The sequence below is a fragment of the Sphingobium xenophagum NBRC 107872 genome (assembly GCF_000367345.1).
GTDB lineage: Bacteria > Pseudomonadota > Alphaproteobacteria > Sphingomonadales > Sphingomonadaceae > Sphingobium > Sphingobium xenophagum.
In genome coordinates, this window is sequence record NZ_BARE01000050.1 from 1 (window position 1) to 23,769 (window position 23,769).

The following is a 23,769-nucleotide window of genomic DNA, read 5'->3' on the forward strand; positions in this document are numbered from 1 at the left end:
AGCCAGTTTATCATACATGAGCCGCAGGTCGCTACGAATGGCCCCATCGCGTTGAAGCTCGCGGTTAGCGCGCCCGTGGACGATGTGCGCATCCGTGACGTCCTCGGTACGGACGCGGAGATTTGGTCGCTCTCAATTCCCGCACCGGGAAATGATGTCGTAAGGCGGACTGAAGACATAGCTGCATTTCGGAAGGCTATGCGCAATATATATAGAAACATCAAAGATCGTCACGGCGACGGTAAGATGATCAATGTATTCCCGGTGCTTCCTGTTTCGCTGGCAGTTGAGACTGGACGGGTGTGGATGCCGAAAGCAGATCTGGGACTAAAACTCTTTGACCAAGTGAGGGGTCGCGGTTTCGTCCAGGCTTTTACGATCGGAGAACAATGATCTCACGCGTCGCGTGCGCTCGGTTGCGGCCCAAAAAGGCGCAGTGCATCCGATTCCCGATCTGGCGGTGGACGAGGCGGGCTAGGGTCAGGCTGTCACTTCATTCGCCGGAAATCAGCCAGTCCGCAATGTTTAGAAATTCGTGCGCTCGAGCGTATCGCGAGATAGTCTGCCTCGACTAAGCTCTTTCGATAGCGAAATTATAACGTCATATGCAGAAGATTAGCTGTAAGGCTGAGATCGGCTTGCAGGCCTGGGAGACAGTGCGCAATGATTACAATCGGCATTCGCGCGCAGCCGAAGGGGCTCACCTTCGCGATATTCGACAAGGATGCGAATAAAGTCCTCAACGTTGAGGATATAAAAATCCCAGCGGCCTTTACGGTCCCGGAGGGACTGAAATATCTCCGCAGCAACCTCTTGGACGTGCTACGCGAGTATTCAGTGGCGCGGGCCGGCGTCCGGGTAACCGAGCCCAATGCGCAGGGCATGAGCATCGAGCGGGTCCAGATCGAAGGCGTAATACAAGAGGCCTTCGCGAGCAGCACGGTCTACGCCTACTACGTTGGGCAGATTTCTTCGATTAGCGCTCGGCTTGGTATTGAGCGTGCCGAGTTTAAGCCGTTGACGGCAGGGGTAAAGGATCCCGGGATAGAAAACTGGTCGCAGCATTCTAGCATTGAGCGGGAAGCGATCCTTTGTGCCATGGGGGCGGTCAATGCTTAATCCGTATGATGTTGGCCAAGTTTCCTTCAAGAAGATCGCTGAAATCGGTCAGGATGGGAAGAACTCAAAGACGTTCACTGCACACGATCTTCAGTTGAATGCCAACATTGTTATTAAACAAATTGCAAAAGTGAGCCTTTCCTCTGCGGAGGAATTTTTCAACGAGTCACGGGCGCTGTACGCAAGCAATCATCCAAATGTTGTTCAGCTCCACTATGCATGCCAAGACGAATCGAGCGTATTCATCGCAATGCCCTTTTACTCGAGGGGTTCCATCAAACCTCTAATATCGGAGAAAGCGCATCTAACTGTGCGCCGGATCGTTGCGCTGGCCTGTCAAACCTTGAGTGGTCTGCACAACATTCATTCGAAGGGGCTTATTCACTTCGACGTGAAGCCGGACAATATCCTACTGTCCGACCGAGGCGACGCGATGCTTTCAGACTTTGGCTTGGCAAAGCAGATGACGGGAGGTGTCGCCCATCCTGGAAAGTTTTATACCCCCATGGTCCCGCCCGAGGTACTGGCCGGCCATTCCGCATTCGATCTCACATATGACATCTACCAGATGGGACTGACGCTTTATCGTATGTGTGTTGGCAATGAGGAGTTTAACCGACAGTTTCGACGCTATACCGATAAGGATACATTTATCGCGGATGTGACGGGCGGCAAATTTCCCGACCGGAAGTCTTTCCCGCCGCATGTGCCGTCGCGACTCCGTTCAGTGATCAAGAAGTGCCTCAAGGTTAACACGACGGAGCGATATCGGAGCGCCGTCGAGGCCGCGAACGCGCTGGCCTTGATCGATGGCGTGGAGCTGGATTGGCAGTTGACAGAACACGAGGGTGCGCGCATCTGGGAAAAGAACGAAAACGGAACAAGCATCAGGCTTGAGGTTGATGCGACGGGTAACGCGAGGTGTTCAAAAAAGTCCGCTTCGGGCAATGAACGACGTGTCAAGGCAATGTGCCGTCCGGTGACTGACGGTGATATTCGCACGTTTTTGGGTGAAACGTGATGGTCAAAATCAAGAATGACCGTAGTCTGTACACTCGCCGATCGGACCTTGTAGAAGGTTCTTTGGTTAATCCTTCGGACCGCCACCGGACGCCGGATACTGAGCGCGCCAAAGAGATCGCTTCTAGGCTCGTTTCGCTCAAGCGGGGCTTTGTGAGTTTTTGATTCGCGTCGCCTGCGCATCCATTGATGGCGTTGCACCCGCGTCGAGTCGATACGAGCGGAAGTCTAGTTTCGTCAAGCCATCGCCTTTAGCAGATAGGCTGCTCACGGCCATTCTAGTCACTGACTGGGTTGCTAGACTATGTCCGACCCAAGAAGCCGAAACACAGGGCTGAACGGCAAACAAGGGTCGGGTCCGGAAGCCGACACTGACGCATTTGAATGTCAGCTATCAGGCTTTGGTGGCTGTAAGTCGCCTTTTAGGTTCGTCCGACATCTCGCCGTTAGAAGCTGCCCACGCGTGCCATGTCTTGGTGGAGCGCAGGAACAATAACAAAGCCATGGCGTCCGGCTGCATATTCTCCGACCCGCACCAGAAATCGCCGCGTTTCGCGACTATTCCGATCCCCTCCGACGGTAGCTAGCGCCTCAACCATGCCAGGATGATCGGATGATCGAACAGCGGAAATCACCACCCAGTCCTTTTCGTGGCGGCGTGCAAACTGCTGGCGGTCGCGGGTGAAAGATTCTGCCGCTGACAACTCGCGGCCATGGAGGGCCTCCCAAGCATCGGGATACCAATCCCGCAACGACCTGTCTGCCATTGCCTGTTCGCGGTAGGTGAACAGGTCCGGGTAACCTGCGGCGACGAGCGCCCATTCGGCGTCTTCTTCATACCACCCGCCAGATAGTCGCAACGCGGGATCCATCCCCGCATTGCGCGCCCGGTCGAGCTTGAAGCCGCCATGACCGGCAGTGGAATGAAAGACGATCCCCTCAGCGTAGATGGTCGCCGATTGAGACATGCCCCAAGGCGTGGAAACGCGCAGAATTGTATCGACGCGGCCGAGCGCGTTGCGCTGGCGGACATGCAGCGCGATGTCGGCAATATAGGCGCGGAAGGAGACTTCGTCAGCCACGGCGCCTTCGGCGCAATAGACATCTGACCGGGACCATTCGCAAATCGGCCGGTTGAGCTTCCAGCCGGACACGATCGAGAAGCCTTCCTTGAGCGGAATGGCGATATAGGCGAGCCCATCGACCCGTGCAGCCATAAGGCCGTCGCTGGTCGTGCCATGTTCGACGATGATGTCGCTCATGCCGCCCTCCTGAGTTCAGAAGGCAAAACTGCCAGATCAGCATCGGTCACAATCTCGGCGCGCATCCCGGAATAGGGATTGTCGCGCATCCATGCTTCTGCCGATGTCATGTCGGCTGCGAGGTGGCGCAATTCGTCCTTGCCCTGAAACGAAGTCAGGACGCGCACTTGCCCAGATTTCGGCGTGTCGACGATCTCGAAATTGAGCGGGCTTTCGACGCTGTAGGCGCGGCGCACGGTCATGACGATGACGCCCTGACTGCCGTAGGTTGCCAGATGGAGCATGAAATGCGCCGGCGAACGGTAGTTGTCGGTAACCTGGCCGGGGTAGCGTTCAACGAGCCGGCCGGTGCCGTTGTCGTTGTTCCAAGCGGCAAGTTTGCGGCGAAAACGCTCGGGCGGGCGCGGCTCGCCGTTCGAATAGCGGATGAGGCTGCCCAATGGGGCGGTGTCGTAGATGTATTGCGCTGACATTTTCAGGTCTCCTTAAAACGCGAAAGCCCGGCTCAACGGCCGGGCTTCGTGGGATGATTGGACGGGAAATTTCAGGTGGAGGGTGGTGGCTCGCCCAAACGCCCGAGCACCTCCTCGACGTAGGACGCGGTGGACATCGAATGGACATTGTCAGCCGTTATGACGGTCGCCATCCCGCCGAAGCCGTCGGGCCGCATCTTCGTGCAGGTCCACGCCGCGATGATCTGCACATGATCAAGGTCAGGCGATCGCCGGACAATGTCCTGGAAGATCAGATCGTAGCCGATCATCGAGAAATCGAGCTCAAACTCGTCTTCGCCAAGATCACCCTTGGCAATTTCCGCGCGCACCACGTCAGCGATGCGACTGACCATGCCGGTGTCCTGGTCGAGCAATTCGACCAGCTCAGCGGTCGCGATCCAAGCCGTATCGGCGACATTATCGCTAGCGAAAAAGTAGACTGCTTGGTCATTGCCTTCATGCTCGAACAGTTCGCACAGCAAACGGCGTTCGAGCGGAGTCATCGCCGCGACTGGTATGTCCGGTTGCACGACCGTTGGTGAATGGTAGTCAGCCATGGCGTCCTCCCCAGCAGGGCACGGGAGCACTGGTTTTCGGCATGTGAGGTCTCCTCAAAAAGAGGCGGCCCGGCGTGGTGGCCGGGCCTGAGTGACGGAAAATCAGTCGGGATGTTGGACCCGCGCGGTTCGGATCATTCGGCGGCGATCGCGTAAGCCGCCTCGTCATCATCAAGGAACGCGGGTAGCTCGAGCCCTTCACGATCAACGTCAGGCGTAGCGCCATGACCACCGTCGGCGTCGGGCGTGCGCAGCGGCTCGGGAAGCCAGTGGGCATCTTCCAACAGCCGTTCCGCTTCGCGGGCCATGTCGCCCTTTTTCAGGTGATCAATCATGCCAGCGAACTGCTCCCCGCGCGCTTCGGTCACATCGGCAAGGATGCGCGGTTTGGTCACGCTGCGGAAATAGCCATCGACAGTGGGCTTCCAGCCTGCCGCGACGACATCAAGACCAACGGCATGCGCCAGCACGTGGCTGTGAGCGATGCGGCGTGCAACGCTATGCGTCGACACCCGGCCATTGTCGTATTTGGGGACGATCTCGGCCTGAGCATTCACCGCCAGCGATGTGCAATGGGCAAACAGACTGGCCTGTTCATCGGCGTCGAAGGCCAGAAGCGCGTCCCAAAGTTCCTTGTCGGACTCCGGCAGTCGATCCTCCCAGCGCTTCATGCGCTCGGCGATGGCCCGCGCGGGCGCACTGTCGCGCAGACCTGCAGGCGGATTGGCAAAGGACACCCGGTTGAGCGACAATTGCAGGCAGCTCTCGCGGCTGTAGCTGTAGAAGGTGTCGAGCACGAGCGCGTGCAGCACCGTCGCGAAGGCTGTGGCGGGGCTTTGCGCAAAGGCATCCTGCAACGCGAGTGTGCGCCAGGCGGTCAGGTCGGCAACCAGCCGGTCGGGCAACGGCTTGAGGATGCCATCGTCGGCATCTTCTTCATCCATTGCGATAGGTGCCGAACCGCTGGCGTTTGGTGCGGTCCCGCTGTGATTTGCGCCAGGTATTGGCTCGCCCGAAACAGGATCGACCCCGGAGCCATCGTCTTCGCCGCCCACTTCCACCACCGGTTCGTCATCGGCTCGGACATAGCCACGCTCAATGCAAAGCGAACCATCCGCCTCGATCGTGACAAAGGCACCGGCGATTGCCATTTCGACAGGATCGAAAATCATGGGCCGGTCGACCAGCTGGCCGATTTCTGTTTCAAGCCCTTCGATCCGCGCATAGACGTCCTGCGGCACGTTGGGGTCGTCGGCCCATTCGGTCTCGATCTGCTCGATTTCAGCCTGAAGCGCCGTGAGTCTTGCCTGCTCAGCCTCAGTCATGGGCAATTCTGCACCAACGATCTCACGGTGTCCGTTGGTCGCATTCCATGGCAGATCGACGGCAGTGACCACCCATTTCCAGCCTTCATTGCCAATGCGGTTGCCCTCGGCTGCAAGTTTCGCGTCGACCAAGCGGTCGAGCAGTGCGGGATCGGTGAGCCAGCCTCCGTCATCGTCCTCGAACAGGTCGCGCATCACGCCGCCGCCTGCTGCGACATAGGCATCGACGGTCACGAACCGCACCCGCTTGTCGGCAACCCGGACGCTGTTTTCCGTCAGGCGCTGGCGGATGTAGGCGGCCGACTTGTTGAAGCTGTGGGTGAGCATTTCCCATACTTGCTCCTGGCGCTCATGGTCTTCGGACACGGTGAACGCCATCAACTGGTCCAGCGACATGCCGTCTTCGGCATAGATTTCGTGGAGTTTGGGCGAGACCGACGCCAGTTTGAGACGCTGGCGGACGACAGCGGGCGTGGTCATGAAATGCGCGGCGATGTCTTCGGCGGCGCTACCCTTGTCGACCATGGCCTGCATTGCCCGGAACTGGTCGAGCGGATGCAACTGCTCCCGGTGCGCGTTTTCGGCATAGCTGTCTTCTTCCGCCGAGACGTCATTGTCCGCCGCTTTGACGATGCAGGGAATGGGAGCAGTGCGTGCCAGGCGCTTCTGTTTCACCAGATGTTCAAGGGCGCGATAGCGGCGACCACCGGCCGGAACTTCGAAGATGCCGGTTTCCTGACCTTCGGCATCAAGTACCGGGCGCACGTTGAGGCTCTGAAGCAAAGTCCGGCGCGCGATATCCTCGGCAAGTTCGGGGATCGACACGCCGGCCTTCACGCGGCGGACATTGGATTGTGAAAGGATCAGATGGTCGAAGGGAATGTCACGCGACGGGCTGAGGGTGATTTTTGCAGGGTGTTTGGCCATTGTAGGTCTCCATGACGGGCCGCCGCGAGACACTCTCTCGGCTTCCAAGCCCGTCACGAAGGCCCTGCCTTCCTCTTCCTCTAGGGCCGCCGCAGGTGGACCAACCCGCGATCTGGCAGGCCGCCAGTCTTCCAGATTTCAGCCATCTCCTTCTGGCATGGAGCGTTCCCTCAGCAGTTTTTCAGCGCCCAGGATCGAACCGGCCTGACGGGCCGCCGCGACGTAGGCCGATATGGGCAACGCGGTTTCGAAGAGGATATCCCGCTCGATACCAAGGCCGAACGGGAGGCGCAGCGACTGCAATTCCCGCAACGAAAAGCTGCCGAGTTCAGGGCAGCCAAGGCCGAGATCGGCAAGGCCGAACAGGATGCCGTCCTCGTCGAGTTCGGTGGCAAGCCAAGTGGCAGCGCCAAGCGGATTGAAGAACCGCGCAACGGGAACGGGATCAGGCTCCCGTTTGCCCTGTGCCTGCGCATTGCGGCGCGCGTGCATGTTCGCGAGCAAGGCCGCGCGGATTTCGGGGGTGAGCAGGTTCATGCCGCCAACCTCCCCTCGAGCTCGAAACCGTCGGCTTCGTCCTCACCAGCGACATCAAGGCCAGTCGATGCGGTGTCACGGCAGGCAAGGATATAATCTGCCGCCTTGGAAGCAGCGCTGGCGGCGCGCAGGATGGCGCGATTGTCTTCCCGGATAATCTGGAGCCACGAGCCGATGTAATCAGCGTGGCGAACGCTTGGCACAATCCCAAGTGCGGCGCAGACGAAGGCACCCGCCATTTCGGCGATTAATTCTTCGCGGCCATAGTCTTTGGAGCCGAAGCTGCCGGTCTGATCGCGGCCAAGTCGGGTGGCATGGCCAGTCCAATGGCCCAGTTCGTGAAAAGCTGTGCGATGCCAGTTGATCGGCTCATGGAAATCGTCGGGCCGCGGCACGGCGACATAGTCATGCCCCGGGCTGTAATAAGCGGACGGGCCACCGATGCGAAAATCGGCGCCCGTAGCCGCAATCAGTTCCTCGGCGTGCGGCAGGATCAGGCCATCTGGGATGGGCGGCGGTGGGAGACAGATATGTTCGGGCAGGTCGTCACACTGGTCGACCGAGAACACCGTGAAATGCTTGAGGAAAGGAATCCCGCCGCTGGTTGTGGTGCCTTCGGTATCCGCTCGGCGACGTTCGCTGCTGGGCACAAAGCGGCGGGTGTAGATGATACCGACACCGCGTTCGCCGCGACGCACCGAGCCCCCCAAGGCCGCAGCTTGCCGGAACGTCAGGAACGCATGGCTCGAAAACCCTCGGGAGACGACGGCATGCCAGAGGGTAAGCACATTGATGCCACTGTATCGACGGGAACTGACAGCATTGTGCGGCATGCCGATGCCGGCACTGGCCGTTCCCCAGGGCTGAACCCATGGGACGCGCCCAGCCTCGAGATCAGCGATGATCCGGTCGGTGATTTGCTGGTAAAGATTGGTTCGCTCAGGGTTTGAGCGGGCAACATGTCGTTGCGCCATGGCAGGTCTCCGCGACGGACCCGCAGCGAGCCTCTCTCGCCGCTCTCAGCCCGTCACGGGACAATCCCGCTCTCTTCCTCTCGCGGGGCGTTGCGGGGCGGCAGTCCCGCACGAAGGGGTCTGATGAGACCGGTGGGCTCGGCAGCAGGGGAATGCTTTCCCCTAGAATGCGGCAATTTTGCTCAGGGCAATTTTGAACAGAATGCGAACAGTATTGGGATATCAAAATCATCCAAAATTTCGAGAAACGACAAACTTTTACTTGCACGTATGGACCGGGCTGACCTAGATATCGATACATCAAGTTTCTGGAAGGTTCCGGAAAATGATTCGGGGGCGCCATGGCCGGAGACAAGCCAAATCTGCGATGGGGCGTGGAGCAAAAGCTCCAGTTCATCGAGTTCCGGTTGTTCTGGGAAGGTCATGTCAATCGAAGTGATCTGATCGAGCAGTTTGGCGTCTCGCCCAATCAGGCATCCGGTGACCTGAACCGCTACATCGCACTGGCACCGGACAATATGGTCTACGACAAGAGCGGCAAAACCTATGTCCGCTCATCCGGTTTCATTCCGCTGTTTCTCAAGCCAGACGCCACAAGCTATCTGTCCCAGGTGCGTTCTGTGGCGGAAGGGATTGTCGCGAGCCATGATTCCTGGATCGGCAGTCTGCCTGCATTCGACGCTCCGCCTGCGCCAGCACGCGGGGTAGACCCGAAGATACTGCGCACGATTGTGATTGCTGCCCGGCGAAAAGAAGCAGTCGAAATACTGTATCAGTCGATGGCGTCGCCGGAGCCGCAGTGGCGGTGGGTAGCCCCTCATGCCCTCGCTTTTGATGGGTTCAGATGGCACGCCAGATCCTTCTGCGAGAAGAGTGGCGAGTTCCGGGATTTTGTTGTCTCCAGAGTGATCGAGGCACGCCATACAAGGCCGTCATCTTCATCGCCTTTATCCGATGCAGCCTGGCATGAGATGGTGGCGCTGGAGATCGGCCCTCACCCCGACCTCAGTCCGAACCAGAAGCGCGTGATTGAGCTAGATTACGGCATGCACGAAGGTCGGGTCACCATCACCGTTCGGCGTGCGCTCCTTTATTACGCATTGCGGCGGCTGGGCCTTGATACGGACCCTGCGGCCCGCGCTCCGCAGGACCAGCAGATTGTTTTACTGAATGGCGAATCCGTCAGGGAGTTGGGTGCGTGAACATCTTCGAACTCGATAAAGCGCTCGTTGACCGATACGCATCCTTCGCTCGTTCTTTCTCGGCCATACGTGCGTCGGAAATCGATCAGCAGGTTCGGTCCATCTATGAGCAGGGCCGTTTCTGGCCCGACCCCCTGATCACGATCAATCCACGCTTTGAAGCCGGAAAATCGATCGAAGAGCTGGTCGTATCGGGTGACGTTGCGCCAGAACTGGCGTCGATCTTCGCCGCTGGACCGGATCGAACACCGATCCGCCTGCATCGGCATCAGGAGCGGGCCGTTGCGAAAGCCCGGAACCGTGAGAGCTTCGTTGTCACGACCGGAACAGGTTCGGGTAAATCACTGTGCTTTTTCGTGCCGATCGTGGATGCCATCGTCCGGGCAAAGAAGGCCGGGGAAGCCCCGCGTACCAAGGCTATCATCATTTATCCGATGAATGCGTTGGCAAATTCGCAGCTGGGAGAGATCCGGAAGTTTGTCGATGATGCTGGTTTGCCCGCGCATCTGCGTCCTACCGTTGCGCGTTATACCGGTCAGGAAACGGATGAAGAGCGTCAACAGATATCGCGGGACAAGCCCGATATCCTGCTAACAAACTTCATGATGCTCGAACTGCTGATGACTCGGCAGGAGCGCCTTGATCGGGCCGTCATAGACAACGCCCAGAACCTTGATTTCGTCGTTCTCGATGAACTTCACACCTATCGTGGTCGGCAAGGCGCCGATGTCGCCATGCTGGTTCGGCGCGTAAAACAGCGCCTCACGCCATCGAAAGATCTGATCTGCATCGGCACGTCAGCCACCATGTCGAGCTCGCCCGACGAAGCCGAGAGAGCGGCAGCAGTTGCCGAAGTTGCGACCAAGCTGTTTGGGCAGTCTATCGGTGTTGGTAGCATCATCGATGAAAGTCTCGCCCGCGCCACGTCTCCCGCAATCAAGGCCGAAACGCTGGGCGAACAACTTCGCCAGGCTGTGCTGCAGCCGCTTGCCGGCAGTCTCACGGATGCTGATCTCACGCTTCATCCGCTGGCGTGCTGGATCGAGACTCAGGTTGGTCTCGACGACGCCGAGAAGCTGCGGCGCCGAAAGCCGATGACCCTTACCACTGCAGCGCAAGCATTGAGCCTTCAGACGGGCGCATCCGAAGAGGATTGCAGTCGCGCGATAGCGGATATGCTTGCCATGATGGGCAAGCCAGAGAGTGAGCGCGGAGGGACTTCTTCAAGGGCCTTTCTTGCGTTCAAACTTCACCGTTTCATTTCTGGCGCCGGTCAAGCTTATTCGACATTAGAACCATCCGAACAGCGTCGGGTCAGTCTCGAGGGACAGAAGTTCCATCCCGATGACCCTGAGGCACGCCTTTACCCATTGTTCTTCTGCCGCGAATGCGGTCAGGAACATCATAGTGTGTCCATCACGAATGCTGATGGCGCGAATCGCGTCATTGCTCGCTCTATTGATGAGGCTGCCCGCGACGAGGCAGAGCCTGATGGCACGGAAACGGGCTATCTGGTGCCTGCGGTCAACGCAGGTTTCCGGTTTGCAGGCAGTCCGGATGACTATCCTGACGAATGGCTGGAGCCTACGGCAAGCGGTGAGATTCGTCTGAAGTCCGCGCATCGCGGAAAGCATGAAGGGCGGCTTGTCATGGTGCGCCCGGACGGCAGCTTTGGCGACGAGGGCGTCCCGGCGTGGTTCTTTTCAGGAAAGTACCGCTTCTGCCCGGAATGCGGTCATCAGCCAGCATCACAAGCGCGTGAAATCAACAAGCTGGCCGGTCTGTCCGCTGAAGGACGAAGTTCGGCTACCACCCTGATCGTTGCTACAATTCTGGCATGGATGGAGCGGGACGGGTCGCTCGACCCACATACCCGCAAGTTGCTCGGCTTCACTGACAACCGGCAAGACGCAGCGCTTCAGGCAGGTCACTTCAATGATTTTATCTTTGTCACCCTTCTGCGAGCAGCGATCCTGCGGGCGGTCAGGAATGCCGGTCCTCAGGGGCTAAAGGCAGACAAGTTTGGTGAGGCCGTGCGGTTGGCTTTGGGCTTCGACCTCGACGATAAGGAACGCCTTGGCGAATGGATGCTCGATCCGAACGCCAAGGGCTACCAAAACCGGCAGGAGGCCCAAGAGGCCCTGTCCGAAGTTTTGGCTCACCGGCTTTGGGCAGATTTGCGCAGAGGGTGGCGTTACACAAATCCCAATCTGGAAGAAGTCGGTCTGATCACGGCGCACTTCCCTGGGCTGGATGATCTGATTGGCGACGACGAAGAGTTTGCCGGCAATCCGCGCCTGGCGTCGGCAACGCCAGACCAGAGACGTCATTTGTTTGAAATCCTGTTCGATCAGATGCGGCAGGGTCTCGCGGTTGCAACGGACGCGCTTGACCGGGGCAAGGTGAAGCAATCGGCAGAAGTATCACGCAACCGCCTGCGGCTTCCGTGGGCTATCGACAGGGAGGAGGAAAACACGCTGCGGGAGTGTGGTTTCCTGATGATTTCGCCTCCTCGAAGCGGCACCATACGAGCTTCTGAAGCAGCCTTGATTCTGCGGGCTGGCCGCCAGAGCAAGCTCGGCAAAGCCCTGCGCCATCCTAAGCTTTGGAACAACGAACAGGTTCCAGCGAAAGAGTATGACGAACTGATCGAGACCTTGCTGAAGGCTGCCGAGGCCCATCAGTTCGTTCGACGGGTCAATGTCGGTTATGAGGCGCCGGCATGGCGCATGGCGCCGACAGCAATCCGCCTGATCCCTGCTGACGCACGTCGTGATGGCAAGCGGCAGAACCTTTTCTTCCGGGATTTGTACGAGCAGGTCGCAGACATGCTCAGCCATCCCGGCGATCTTCCCTACAGTTTCGAGGCCAGGGAACACACGGCACAGGTCGATCAGGAAGTCCGGGCGTGGCGGGAAGATCGCTTCCGCTTTGAGCAGCCGGATCGTGAAAGGTTGAAAACCAATCTTGAGCAGATGCGAGAGCAAGGTGAGCCGAATAGCTTCCTTCCTGCACTGTTCTGCTCACCGACAATGGAGCTTGGCGTCGATATCAGCGCATTGAATGCTGTTTACCTGCGTAACGTGCCTCCGACTCCCGCCAACTATGCCCAACGCTCAGGCCGAGCAGGGCGCAGCGGGCAAGCGGCGTTGATTGTTGTCTATTGCGCTGCCCAATCGCCTCACGATCAATATTATTTTGCGGATCAGCAGGCCGTAGTTGCAGGTGCCGTGCGACCGCCAGCGCTTGATCTCGCCAATCAGGATCTGCTCCGCAGCCACCTCCACGCCGAATGGCTGGCTGCAGCCAATGTGCCGCTGAAATCCTCCATTCCGGAAAACCTGGACATGGGCGGAGATGGGAAGCCGTTGACGGTAGAAATCAACGACGGCTTACAGGTGCTTGCAGCAAGTGGGGCAGCGAAGCCAATCCTGCGCCGCCTCATCGATTCCATGCTACCTGCAGTCAATCTTCGTGATGCACCCTGGCTTGCGGACGTCGATGCCTTTGTCGAGCGGACCGATAAGGAGGCCTTGGCCTCGTTGAGTGAGGCCTTCGATCGCTGGCGCAATTTGCACAGCAGTGCGCGCCGCGAACAGGAACTGGCGCACGCCATCCAGAATAAGGTGGGGCTGAAGGCTGGGGAGAGAACTGCAGCAGCAGGTCGGTATCGCAATGCATCCAGGGAGCTTGAGATCCTTGAGTGCGGGAAGGCATCCAACAGTTCGGATTTCTACACCTATCGCTACCTCGCCACCGAGGGTTTTCTGCCGGGCTACAACTTCCCCCGCCTACCACTTTACGCCTTTATCCCGGCTGCCAAAAGCGCGGTTTTGCAACGTCCGCGCTTCCTCGCGATCGCCGAATTCGGTCCGAACAGCATGATCTATCATGAAGGCCGGGCCTACCGCGTAACCAAAGCAAAACTCCCCGCCGAGGGCCGAATGGACAACGGACAGCTGGCGACGTCGACACTGATCCTGTGCCCTGAGTGCGGAGCTGCGCATACCGATGAGCTTCAGGAACGTTGCCACGCGTGCCACACTTCGCTGGGTGGTGCGGAGCGGCTCGATACCGTTTTCCGCATCGACAATGTCGAGACCGCGCCCGCTGAGCGGATCACGGCCAATGACGAGGATCGTCAACGCCGCGGTTTCGAGATCCAGACGGTCTTTCAGTGGCCAGTCCATAATGGTGCGCCAGACATCCGATCCACAGTGCTTGGTCACGCTGGAGAGGACTTACTGAGACTGGACTATGGCGCTTCAACAAAGCTCTCGCGCATCAACAAGGGGCTGCGGCGGCGAAAATCGAAATCGATCTGCGGATTCTTCATTGACCCCAATTCGGGACGATGGCTGAAAGATCCTGCCAATGGTGACGATGATGATGGCATGGGCGATCCGACCCAGGCCAAACCGCAGCGGATCGTCCCGATGGTCGAGGATCACAAGAACGCACTGTTGTTGCAACCACAGGTCTCCTTCAGCACCGAGGAAATGGCAACATTCCAGCACGCGTTTATTCGCGGCACACAGCTGGTTTTCGAGCTGGAAGAGGGTGAAATTCTCGGCGAATCTTTGCCGAGCCGCGACATTCGCAATGCCATTCTTCTTTATGAGGCGACCGAGGGCGGCGCTGGCGTGCTGAACCGGCTGGTGGCTGACCCCAAAAAGGTTGCCGAAGTCGCACAGGTTGCGCTCACACTCATGCATTATCGCGAGCCGTTCGAGCCCGCCGATATGCTGGAGACCGATGATGCCTGCGTTGCAGGATGTTATCGCTGCATCCTGTCCTATTTCAATCAGCCCGATCACGAGCTGATTGATCGCCGTCACGAACAGGTGATCGAAGTCCTTTGCAAGCTCGCACATGCGACTGAAGTTGGGCTGGAAAACACTGGAACGGAGCATCCATGGCTGGCCGCAGTTGAGCAATGGGGTGTTCCAACACCTTCCGCGATCACCATCGACGGATCGGTGCAGGAATTGTTCTGGCCCGCGCGAGGCGTCCTCGCAGTGCCTGGCGGCCCGACACCCGGTCTGGTGGCTGAAGGTTCTGCGCTTGGAATTCTCGACATCATATCCTTGCCCCTGACGCCTGATGAGCAGGCTCGGCACGAACTCCTTGCAGCTTTGGGAATTAGCGCATGAACGCGATTGTTTTTTCTCCCGGAGACATGGTGCGCGCGCGTGGCCGCGAATGGATTGTTCTGCCTTCCCCGTCGGAAGAGTTGCTCAATGTGCGGCCATTGTCGGGCACGGATGATGACGCTCAGCTGATAGCGCCCGCGCTGGAAACATCTCCAGTTTCGGCCGCAAGCTTTGCCGCACCGACCTCTGATCGCTTGGACACGCAGGACGGTGCCAGATTGCTGGCGGATGCTTTGCGGCTGTCACTTCGCCGCGGAGCTGGGCCATTTCGAAGCGCGGCCCATCTCGGGGTAGAGCCTCGCGCATATCAGCTTGTTCCGCTCATGATGGCGCTCAAGCAATCGGTTGCTCGGCTGCTGATCGCAGACGATGTCGGCATAGGCAAAACCATCGAGGCGGGCATGATCCTGCGCGAATGGCTGGATCGCGGGATCGTTGATCGCTTTGCCGTGCTCTGCCCGCCGCATCTCGTCGACCAATGGGTTAGCGAACTTGGCGAAAAGTTCGATATCGACGCGGTTGCTGTAACTGCTGCCAGGGCGCGCGGTCTTGAGCGCGGGCTGCCCACCTCACAAAGCCTTTTCGAGGCCTATCCCTTTACGGTCGTCAGTCTCGACTACATCAAGGCCGACAGTCGCCGGGACGATTTTGCTCGGGCGTGCCCCCCCTTTGTGATTGTCGATGAGGCGCATGCCTGCGTCGGCAACGAACGTGGCAAGCATCAACGCTACGATTTGCTTGAGCGACTTGCCGCAGAAGGCGAGCGGCACATGCTCCTGCTCACAGCCACGCCACATAGCGGCGACACTGTGGCCTACGATCGTTTGCTTGGCCTTGTGCACAAGGATCTGCAGGGCGGCCCCGATGTGGGCGACAGCAATGCGCGAGAGCGCTACGCCCGACGTCTGGCGCAGCATTTTGTACAGCGTCGCCGCCCAGACATTCAGGACGGCTGGGACGAACAGCGCGCCTTTGCGAAACACGAGGCCAAGGAAGCGCCGTTCACGCTGACAGGAGATTTCGCGGCATTTCAGGATGCTGTGCTGGACTATTGCCTGTCGGTGACCGAGCGCGCCGGGTCCGATCAGCGCCATCGTCGCCTTGCCTTCTGGGGAACGTTGGCCCTGATGCGCTGCGTTGGCTCATCGCCTGCTGCTGCCTTGAGTGCCCTTCGCAATCGGCTGGGCGGGATGGCCGAGGAGGAAGCAATCGAGCCGGTGGTCTTCGATGCTGAGGACGGTGTGCTCAATGACAGCGATGTAGAACCCGCGACCGCAAGTGAGCATGGCGAAGAGGGGGCTGCGCTGCGCGGTCTGATCGACCTTGCACAAACCCTGTGCAGCAGGCGTGATGACGATCCGAAGGTGAGGCAGCTTGTTGCCGAACTTCGCCCCCTGCTGAAGGACGGCGTGAAACCGGTCATTTTCTGCCGCTTCATTGCAACGGCTGAAGCGCTGGGGGAAACGTTGCGCACAATCTTTCCAAAACATCAGATCGCGGTGGTTACCGGCACGCTAGCACCCGACGAACGCCGGGTTCGGGTGGATGCGCTGGAGCCGCATGAGAACCGTATCCTGGTGGCGACGGACTGCCTGTCGGAAGGGATCAACCTCCAGAGCCTGTTCGATGCGGTGGTCCATTATGATCTCAGCTGGAACCCGACCCGGCACCAACAGCGCGAAGGCCGCGTCGACCGGTTCGGCCAGCGGGCAAAGGTCGTGCGCTCGATCATGATGTATGGCGACAACAGCCCCATCGACGGTGCCGTTCTCAACGTGATCCTGCGCAAAGCTGAAGCCATCGAAAAGGCTACCGGCGTCAGCGTTCCGATGCCGGAGGATCAGGAAAGTGTGACTTCCGCGCTGATGCAGGCGGTTCTGCTTCATCGCGGCGGTAGCGCGCGCAGCCAGATGGCTTTTGATTTCGGCCCGGGTGCCGAGCTGTTCGAACGCCAGTGGCGTGATACGGCGGAAGGTGCCAAAGCCAGCCGCGCACGCTATGCACAAGGCGCGCTGAAGCCAGATGAAGTGCTGCCCGAATGGCGCAAGATGCGGGCGCTCAACGGAGGCCCGCAAGAAGTCTCCCGTTTCACAGAGCGCGCTCTGAAGCGCTTGCAGGCCCCGCTTGAGGCTTCAAAAGGCCACTCCCTTCTACACACCGATTTCCTGCCTGACATGATGCGCGAACGGCTTCAGCAGCGCGGGCTTAAAGGGACAAGGCGGATCAGCTTTGAGGATGATCCCCTTCCCGGCGTCACTTATGTCGGGCGGGTGCATCCCATCGTCGCGGTGCTGGCCGAAACACTGGCCGAAGGCGCACTCGATCCTGCGGGCGCAGACGGCAAGGCCCTTGGCCGCGCCGGCGTCTGGCGGACCCGGGCGGTCACCCAGATGACGTCGCTGCTCGTCCTGCGGCTGCGCTACAAGCTGGTGACGAGCGGACGTCTGAACCGGCTGCTGCTGGCGGAAGAGGCTACAGGGCTTGCCTTCTCTGGCCTCGGTCAGGACGTCGCGCTTAATGCCGAAGGCGCGCTGTCGCTGCTTGAGGCCGAGGCATCAAGCAACATGGATGAAAGCGCCCGAATTAGGCAGATCGAGGCCGCGCATGAGCGTCTCTCCGCTTATCGCCCGGCCATCGAGGCCTTCGCGCATCAAAGGGGTGAAGCCCTGTCTCACGATCATCTCCGTCTGACCGAAGCGGCAGGTGGCGGTGCTACCGTCAAGGTTACCCCGGTCCTCCCGGCGGATATCATCGGTCTCTATGTCCTGCTGCCGGAGGTGAACTGATGTCCCGGCACACCAAACGCTCAAGCGACACCGGCTTTGCCGCGCTCACGATCGAAGGCGGGCTGATCGCGCCCGATCAGGTTCAGGCTATCGCTTCCGCCGCGCCCGATCAAAAGACAGCGGCGGATTATGGCTGCCCCAAGGGCACGGGTCTGCGCGACGAGATCACGCGCTATTTCCGCATCGCTCAGGCGCACTGGCAAGGGTACGCAAGGCTTGAACAGCCGACGATGCAGCAGACGGCAGAGTTTGCCCGCAATCTGTTTGAACAGGCATTCGGCTTTGAACTGACGGGGCCGAACCATCACATGCGTGAGGACCGGCGCTTCACCATTGCATGGGAAGCCAAGGGTGGGCGTGTGCCCGTCGTGGTCGCGCCTCCCGCTCCGGCAGACAAGGGGAAGGCTGGCGACGGGTTCGCCCGCGCTTTGCCCGAGTTCGGCGATGGCGCCGACGGTCGTATCGCGCGCCGTTCCCCCACCGTACTGTTGCAGGACTGGCTCAATGCCAATCCGGACTTCTATTGGGGCCTGGTCTTTGCAGGCGACCGCGTGCGGCTGATGCGGGATAATGCCAGCCTGACCCGGCCTGCATGGATCGAGGCAGACCTTGGCGCGATCTTCCGCGACGAGATGTTCGCCGATTTTGCGGCTCTGTGGCTGCTGATCCACGCGAGCCGCTTCGGTGCTGAAGGGGCCGCCGCCAGCGATTGCGCACTGGAACGTTGGCGCGAGGCTGGCATGCGGGCGGGCACGTCCGCGCGTGAGCGGTTGCGCGTCAATGTCGAGGAAGCGCTGATGGCGCTGGGTCAAGGCATCCTGGATGCCAACCCCGCGATCCGGGAACGGCTCGATAGCAACCAGCTGACCATGCCGCACCTGTTCGAACAGATGCTGCGCGTGGTCTATCGTCTGATCTTCCTTGGCGTGGCCGAGGATCGCGATCTGCTCCACCCACCCGCTACGACCAAGGCGGTGCGCGACCTTTACAGCAACAACTATGGGTTCGCTTGGGCACGGGACAGGTCAACGCGCCGCAATGCGCATGATCATCATCACGATGCCTGGGAGGGCGTGAAGGTGACATTCCGCGCGCTGGAACGTGGTGAGAAGCTGCTGGGCCTTCCGGCACTGGGCGGCCTGTTCGACCGTGCGCTCACACCCGATCTCGATGCCGCGCAAATCCCCAACCGCGCGCTGTTGGCGGCTGCGTTTAAGCTGGGCTGGCTGATCGAGGACGGCCGCCGCGTGCGGATCAACTGGCGCGATATGGCGACCGAGGAACTGGGCAGCGTCTATGAAGGGCTTCTCGAACTCGTGCCGGTGCGCGAGGATGAAGGGCGAACCTTCAGCTTCGCAGGCGGCGCGGAGGCGCGCGGCAATGCGCGCAAGGTTTCAGGCAGCTATTACACTCCGGACAGTCTGGTGCAGTGCCTGCTGGACTCTGCGCTCGATCCCGTGCTGGAGCGGGCCGAGGCAGAGGGCGGTGCCGATGCCATCCTCGAACTCAACGTCATCGATCCCGCCTGTGGATCGGGCCACTTCCTTCTGGGCGCGGCCCGGCGGATGGCGACGCGGGTGGCGCAGCTGCGCAATCCCGATGCGCCCGATTACAACGCGGCGATGCGCGATGTGGTGCGCAATTGCATCCACGGGGTGGACCGCAACCCGATGGCGATCGAGCTGGCCAAGGTGGCGCTGTGGATTGAATCGGTGGAACCGGGCAAGCCGCTCGGCTTCCTTGATGCCAATATCCAATGCGGGGACAGCCTGCTGGGTGTGTTCGATCTGAAGGCGCTGGATGAGGGCATTCCCGATGATGCCTACAAACCGCTGACTGGCGACGACAAGGACACCGCGAAATACTTCTCCAAGCGCAACAAGGATGAGAAGAAGGGCCAGGGCACGCTCGATTTCATTGGCGGCGGCGGCACGCTGCCCCCGGCCAAGCTGGCCGCAACGATGGACGATCTGCGCCATCTGCCCGAAGACAGCGTGACCCAAATCGCGGAAAAGCGACGCAGCTTCGCCGCGTGGGAGGCAGACCCCAAGCGTTATGCCACCAAGGTTGCCTGCGATCTTTATATCGCCGCCTTTCTGCTACCCAAAAAGGGCGGCGTTCCTGCCAATGCCAACAGCGTGACGGTGCCGACAACCTCGCATCTGCGCACTCGGCTGGACGGTGGGCAAATTTACGGACCATTAGAGGCCGCTGTTGTCGATGCGGCGGGATTTGCTCGTGTCTTCCATTGGCCGTTAGCCTTTCCGGAAGTCATGATCGGCAACGGTGGGTTTGATGTGGTGCTGGGAAATCCGCCGTGGGAACGCATCAAGCTGCAAGAACAGGAGTTTTTTGCCAGTCGCGATCCAGACATAGCCAAAGCCGCCAACAAGGCCGATCGTGATGAATTGATCAAGACTTTGGCAAATGCCGAGGAGGGTAGCCCAGCACGAACCCTTCATTTTGAATTTGAAATGGCCAAGCGGGTTGCTGAAGCGTCGTCGATTTTCTTTTCTTCGCCCAAGGATGAAGACCCTACCAAGATTGGATTGGCTAAAGTGTCGATGGCACGGCGGTATCCATGGACTGGGCGCGGTGATGTGAACACCTATGCGTTGTTCGCAGAGCATTTCTTGAACCTTGTCCATAAAGCTGGAAAGGCCGGCATGATCGTTCCAACCGGCATCGCAACCGATTCTACTACCGCACCGTTTTTTGGAAATTTAGTTTCAAATCAAAGGCTAGCGCGGCTTATTTCTTTCGAAAATGAAGAATTCATATTTCCCAGCGTCCACCACTCCTTCAGATTTTCGCTCTTGACAGTGGGCGGATCGACAAAGGCCGCTGAATTTGCTTTTTTCCTACGCAACGTGAGTGAAATCGAGGATGATCGTCGTTGCTTCACTTTGTCCCCCTCTCAGATATCTCAAATCAATCCTAACTCACGGACGGCGCCTATCTTTCGCAGCCAGCGCGACGCTGAGTTAACGGCAGAAATATATAGCCGAGTACCAGTGCTGATTGACGAGTCTGCAGGTGCGACTGGCAATCAGTGGGGCATGTCTTTCACTGCCATGTTTCATATGTCCAGCGACAGCCATCTATTTCGAACTGCCGCTCAACTGGAGTCAGAGGGCGGAGTACGACATGGAATTGACTGGGTTTTAGAGAGCACCCGCATGGTTCCACTCTACGAGGCGAAGCTGATTCATCAGTTTGATCACCGTTGGGCAACCTATGGCACGATAGATAGTCGGGATGTCACCGTCGTAGAAAAACAGGATATATCCTTTGAATTGTCTCCCCGATACTGGGTCCCTCTTGGTGAATTAGAAGTCCGACTTAAGGCAAAATCATCCGCTTCAAATTGGCTGATGGGGTGGCGAAATGTCTGTCGTTCCCATGACCTCAGAACCGTTATTTTTTCGCTTTTCCCTCGCACAGCAGTTGGTCACTCCATGCCGATTGCATTACCATCTGACACTGACGCTCAACTTCCAGCAGCGCTCTATGCGAATTTCAACAGTTTGGTTCTTGATTTCGTTGCACGTTTGAAAGTCGCAGGGATCAATTTGACTTTCGGATATCTGTTCCAATTTCCCATCCTTCCACCCAGCGCCTACTCCAAAGCCGACCTCGCCTTCATCATCCCGCGCGTGCTGGAGCTGACCTATACCAGCCACTCCATGGCACCCTTCGCCCGCGATCTGGGCTATGAAGGTCCGCCCTTCGCGTGGGACGAAGACCGCCGAGCCCATCTGCGCGCCGAACTCGATGCCTGGTATGCGCTCGCATACGGCCTGACCCGCGACGAGCTGCGTTATGTGCTCGACCCCAAGGATGTGATGGGCGCAGACTACCCCAGCGAAACCTTCCGCGTCCTCCAGAAGAACGAAATCGCCAAACACGGCGAATACCGAACAAGGCGCCTCGTCCTCGCCGCCTATGACGCGCTCACCGCTTCTGCACCCGAAACAGCTGCGCTTGCGGACGGGCAATGGCGTGGGACTATATCCGAAGAAGCTGACGTCCGCTTGCTGCTCGCCGCGATCCTGAAACGGATGCGTCAGCCGCGATCTTCACGTGAAGTGCGCGCGGCCTTCCTGTACGCCGCACAGCCGCATTTGCTGATGGCGCATGTGAACACGACAGCACAAGCAGAGTGGCAGCGGCTCGTCGGCGATGCAGCGTCGCTACCGGTTTCACAATCCGTGCCGACATTGTCGGCTAGGCAACTTGCCCATTTCGGAACTGCACAAGCCATGCTCGCTGCACGCAATGCGTGGCGCTATGATGCAGGTGCCGACTTGGTTGATCGCGGTGCTGCGATTTACGACATGGTGCTGCCGCCATGGGCGGAGGGCCGCGCCGACTTCGTGTGGCATACGTTACGCTCGATCGATCTAAGTTCGCCGGCCGTGACCACCGCACTCAGCCAAGGGGAGCAAAGCTTCGTTGCCCAATCCGCCGCAGCCTGACCTGTTCGCCGTCTCGCTTGATGGCTTTGTGCCGTTGAACGGCAATGGCCCGCGCCTGTGGGTGCGGCGGCTGGTGATTTGGGAGAAGCGCGATAAGTCGCCTCTTCGCGATATTGCGCTCCGCACCGGCCTCAATATCGTCTGGTCACCCGATGGTGATGCGGCGGGCAGCCCGATGGGCCATGGCGGCGGAAAGACCAGCTTCTGCCGCCTAATCCGCTACTGCCTGGGTGAAGAGAGCTTTGGCACTGACGCACAGCGGCAGCGCATCGCCAACGCCATGCCTGATGCCCATGTAGGCGCTGAAGTCATGCTCGACGGAGAACTCTGGAACGTCATCCGCCCAATTGGAGCTGGGACGAGTCTGGGTAGCCACTGCGCGGTCAAGGGCGGATCGTTGGATACGCTACTTCAGGGCGAGATACCTAACCCGACGATGACCCCGCTACGGCAGGCCATTGCCAATGCGATCATGCCAACCGCCGCTTTGCATATGCCGAGTACGAGCAGCCTCGATCAGGCGTGGGAAGCTGCGCTTGCATGGATGACCCGCGATCAGGAATGCCGGCTCATCGATATCCTCGAGTGGCGGGCACCCGAAACGCAATCGCGCTCTCCATCGCGCAATATGTCGAAGCCGGATCGGCTGAAAGTGGTCAGGTTGCTGATCAAGGCCCTGCAACAAGACGAAATCGATGCAACCCAGCGTGCGCAGGGGCATAAAAGACGGGCCGACGAAGCCACCCAACGCAAGCAGCGTGTCGAATGGCTGCGCGATGACGTAGCCAGGAATTTAAAGGAGATGTTTGGCGACGACGGCGGTGACGATGCTGCACCTGAATTCTGGTCAAGCAAGGCCAAGGCCGCGGCGAGCGCCGAAAAGCTGCGCGCAGACCCACAGATTGAGAAGAAGCTGACGGAAGCGCGCGAACTGGTCGAGACGGAGGATGGCGAGCTTCGCAAGATCGAAAAGCGACTGTCCGAAATCGATGGTGCCTTGCCAGAGGTAGAGGGCAATCTTCGCCTTCTCGAAAGCCAAATCCCGCGCCAGACGCTCAAGGCTCAGGATGCGACCGATCCGATCTGCCCGACTTGCCTACGGCCAGTTCCACCAGAAGCGCAGGCAATCATCGATCAATTAACTGCAGCGCTCGCCGCCAGCGTCAAAGACAAGACGGACATGGAGAAACGCCGAACTGGCATGCTTGCCGAGCAAAATTCTGCAAGGGCAAACGCTGCGCTCCTGCGGCAGCAGCTTGATGGGGCCAAGTCTGCCTTGGCAGCGCTTGAGCGCGATGCCAAAGCCTCGGCCGATGCACTCGCCTCCGCAACGGGCTATGTCACACTGACTTCACGCTACCCTGAGTATCTCACCGAGATCCGCAGACATGAAGCAGATATGCAGCGAGAGCTGGCAGCCGAGGACGCCGAGCGGCGCAAGGCAACTGAAGTTCGCAACTCTGCACAAACGATCGTCCAACGCCTCTCCGATTTGTTTCACATGACAATCCAGTTCCTCGTGCCCAACGGAGCGGAAGGAAGGGTCTTGCTGACCGAAAGCGGCATTCAGCCGATGATCGGTCTTCATGGCGACCTGACCACGGCAGCGGTCGATTCCCTGAAGGTGGTCGCATTTGACCTCGCCACCTTGCTGCTAACAATGGAAGGCAAGACGGAACTACCGGGCTTTTGGCTGCACGACAGCCCCCGAGAGGCAGACCTGGGGCTTGTCCTCTATCACCGTCTTTTCGAATTGGCGCACTGGTTAGAGGGGCGGACGGACACGCCTCAATTCCAGTATATTGTCACAACGACAACGGCCCCGCCGGAGAGACTAAGGGGCAGTCCTTGGCAAATTCTCGAACTGAGTAGCGCTCCTGCAGAAATGCGCCTCTTTGAGCGGGATCTCTAAGAATGATCGGCGATGAAAAGCGC

General features: G+C 59.2%; 14 protein-coding genes. 8 read left to right on the forward strand and 6 right to left on the reverse strand.

The features are described 5' to 3' along the window. From SX1_RS18225 to SX1_RS18235, 3 genes are all read left to right on the forward strand, one after another. A partial coding sequence (locus SX1_RS18225; protein ID WP_026149914.1) for an SAVED domain-containing protein occupies positions 1 to 393 on the forward strand: 393 nt, incomplete at its 5' end. Positions 394 to 663: 270 nt separating this feature from the next. Further along, positions 664 to 1,119: a hypothetical protein gene (locus tag SX1_RS18230; RefSeq protein ID WP_019054177.1), complete on the forward strand. Its 456-nt coding sequence runs from the start codon at positions 664 to 666 to the stop codon at positions 1,117 to 1,119. Continuing rightward, positions 1,112 to 2,140: a serine/threonine-protein kinase gene (locus SX1_RS18235; RefSeq protein WP_019054178.1), complete on the forward strand. Its 1,029-nt coding sequence runs from the start codon at positions 1,112 to 1,114 to the stop codon at positions 2,138 to 2,140. The genes SX1_RS18230 and SX1_RS18235 overlap by 8 nt, the downstream gene beginning before the upstream one ends. A 445-nt stretch (positions 2,141 to 2,585) precedes the next feature. Here the strand turns inward: SX1_RS18235 and SX1_RS18240 are convergent, their stop codons facing one another. The 6 genes from SX1_RS18240 to SX1_RS18265 form a co-directional block, all read right to left on the reverse strand. Next, positions 2,586 to 3,401 (reverse strand): DUF7007 domain-containing protein, encoded by an 816-nt coding sequence (locus tag SX1_RS18240; RefSeq protein WP_019054179.1) that lies wholly within the window; start codon positions 3,399 to 3,401, stop codon positions 2,586 to 2,588. Continuing rightward, positions 3,398 to 3,874: a UCP036055 family protein gene (locus SX1_RS18245; RefSeq protein WP_019054180.1), complete on the reverse strand. Its 477-nt coding sequence runs from the start codon at positions 3,872 to 3,874 to the stop codon at positions 3,398 to 3,400. Before SX1_RS18245 ends, SX1_RS18240 begins: the two co-directional genes overlap by 4 nt. A 71-nt stretch (positions 3,875 to 3,945) precedes the next feature. Then, on the reverse strand, positions 3,946 to 4,452 hold the full coding sequence (locus SX1_RS18250) for a hypothetical protein (protein ID WP_026149915.1): 507 nt from the start codon (positions 4,450 to 4,452) through the stop codon (positions 3,946 to 3,948). 134 nt (positions 4,453 to 4,586) lie between these two features. After that, positions 4,587 to 6,704: a ParB/RepB/Spo0J family partition protein gene (locus SX1_RS18255; RefSeq protein WP_019054182.1), complete on the reverse strand. Its 2,118-nt coding sequence runs from the start codon at positions 6,702 to 6,704 to the stop codon at positions 4,587 to 4,589. 138 nt (positions 6,705 to 6,842) lie between these two features. Beyond that, a complete protein-coding gene (locus tag SX1_RS18260; RefSeq protein ID WP_019054183.1) occupies positions 6,843 to 7,241 on the reverse strand; it encodes a DUF2958 domain-containing protein in 399 nt (132 codons plus the stop codon). Beyond that, positions 7,238 to 8,215, reverse strand: coding sequence for an ArdC family protein (locus SX1_RS18265; protein WP_019054184.1), 978 nt, complete (start codon positions 8,213 to 8,215; stop codon positions 7,238 to 7,240). The genes SX1_RS18260 and SX1_RS18265 overlap by 4 nt, the downstream gene beginning before the upstream one ends. Before the next feature lie 341 nt (positions 8,216 to 8,556). On the opposite strand from SX1_RS18265, the gene SX1_RS18270 reads away from it, so the two are divergent. From SX1_RS18270 to SX1_RS18290, 5 genes are read left to right on the forward strand one after another with little or no spacing between them, the layout of a single operon-like run. After that, positions 8,557 to 9,417 carry a BrxR family helix-turn-helix transcriptional regulator gene (locus SX1_RS18270; protein ID WP_019054185.1) on the forward strand — a complete coding sequence of 287 codons (861 nt, stop codon included), beginning with the start codon at positions 8,557 to 8,559 and terminating at the stop codon, positions 9,415 to 9,417. After that, entirely contained in the window at positions 9,414 to 14,570 is a 5,157-nt protein-coding gene (locus SX1_RS18275; RefSeq protein WP_019054186.1) for a DEAD/DEAH box helicase, read from the forward strand. Before SX1_RS18270 ends, SX1_RS18275 begins: the two co-directional genes overlap by 4 nt. Next, positions 14,567 to 17,356 (forward strand): DEAD/DEAH box helicase, encoded by a 2,790-nt coding sequence (locus tag SX1_RS18280; RefSeq protein ID WP_043146014.1) that lies wholly within the window; start codon positions 14,567 to 14,569, stop codon positions 17,354 to 17,356. The genes SX1_RS18275 and SX1_RS18280 overlap by 4 nt, the downstream gene beginning before the upstream one ends. Next, the gene (locus SX1_RS18285) at positions 17,356 to 21,834 is read left to right on the forward strand and encodes an Eco57I restriction-modification methylase domain-containing protein (RefSeq protein WP_019054188.1); all 4,479 of its coding nucleotides are present in this window, start codon (positions 17,356 to 17,358) and stop codon (positions 21,832 to 21,834) included. Before SX1_RS18280 ends, SX1_RS18285 begins: the two co-directional genes overlap by 1 nt. Next, entirely contained in the window at positions 21,812 to 23,746 is a 1,935-nt protein-coding gene (locus SX1_RS18290; protein ID WP_019054189.1) for a hypothetical protein, read from the forward strand. The genes SX1_RS18285 and SX1_RS18290 overlap by 23 nt, the downstream gene beginning before the upstream one ends. Positions 23,747 to 23,769 lie beyond the last annotated feature (23 nt).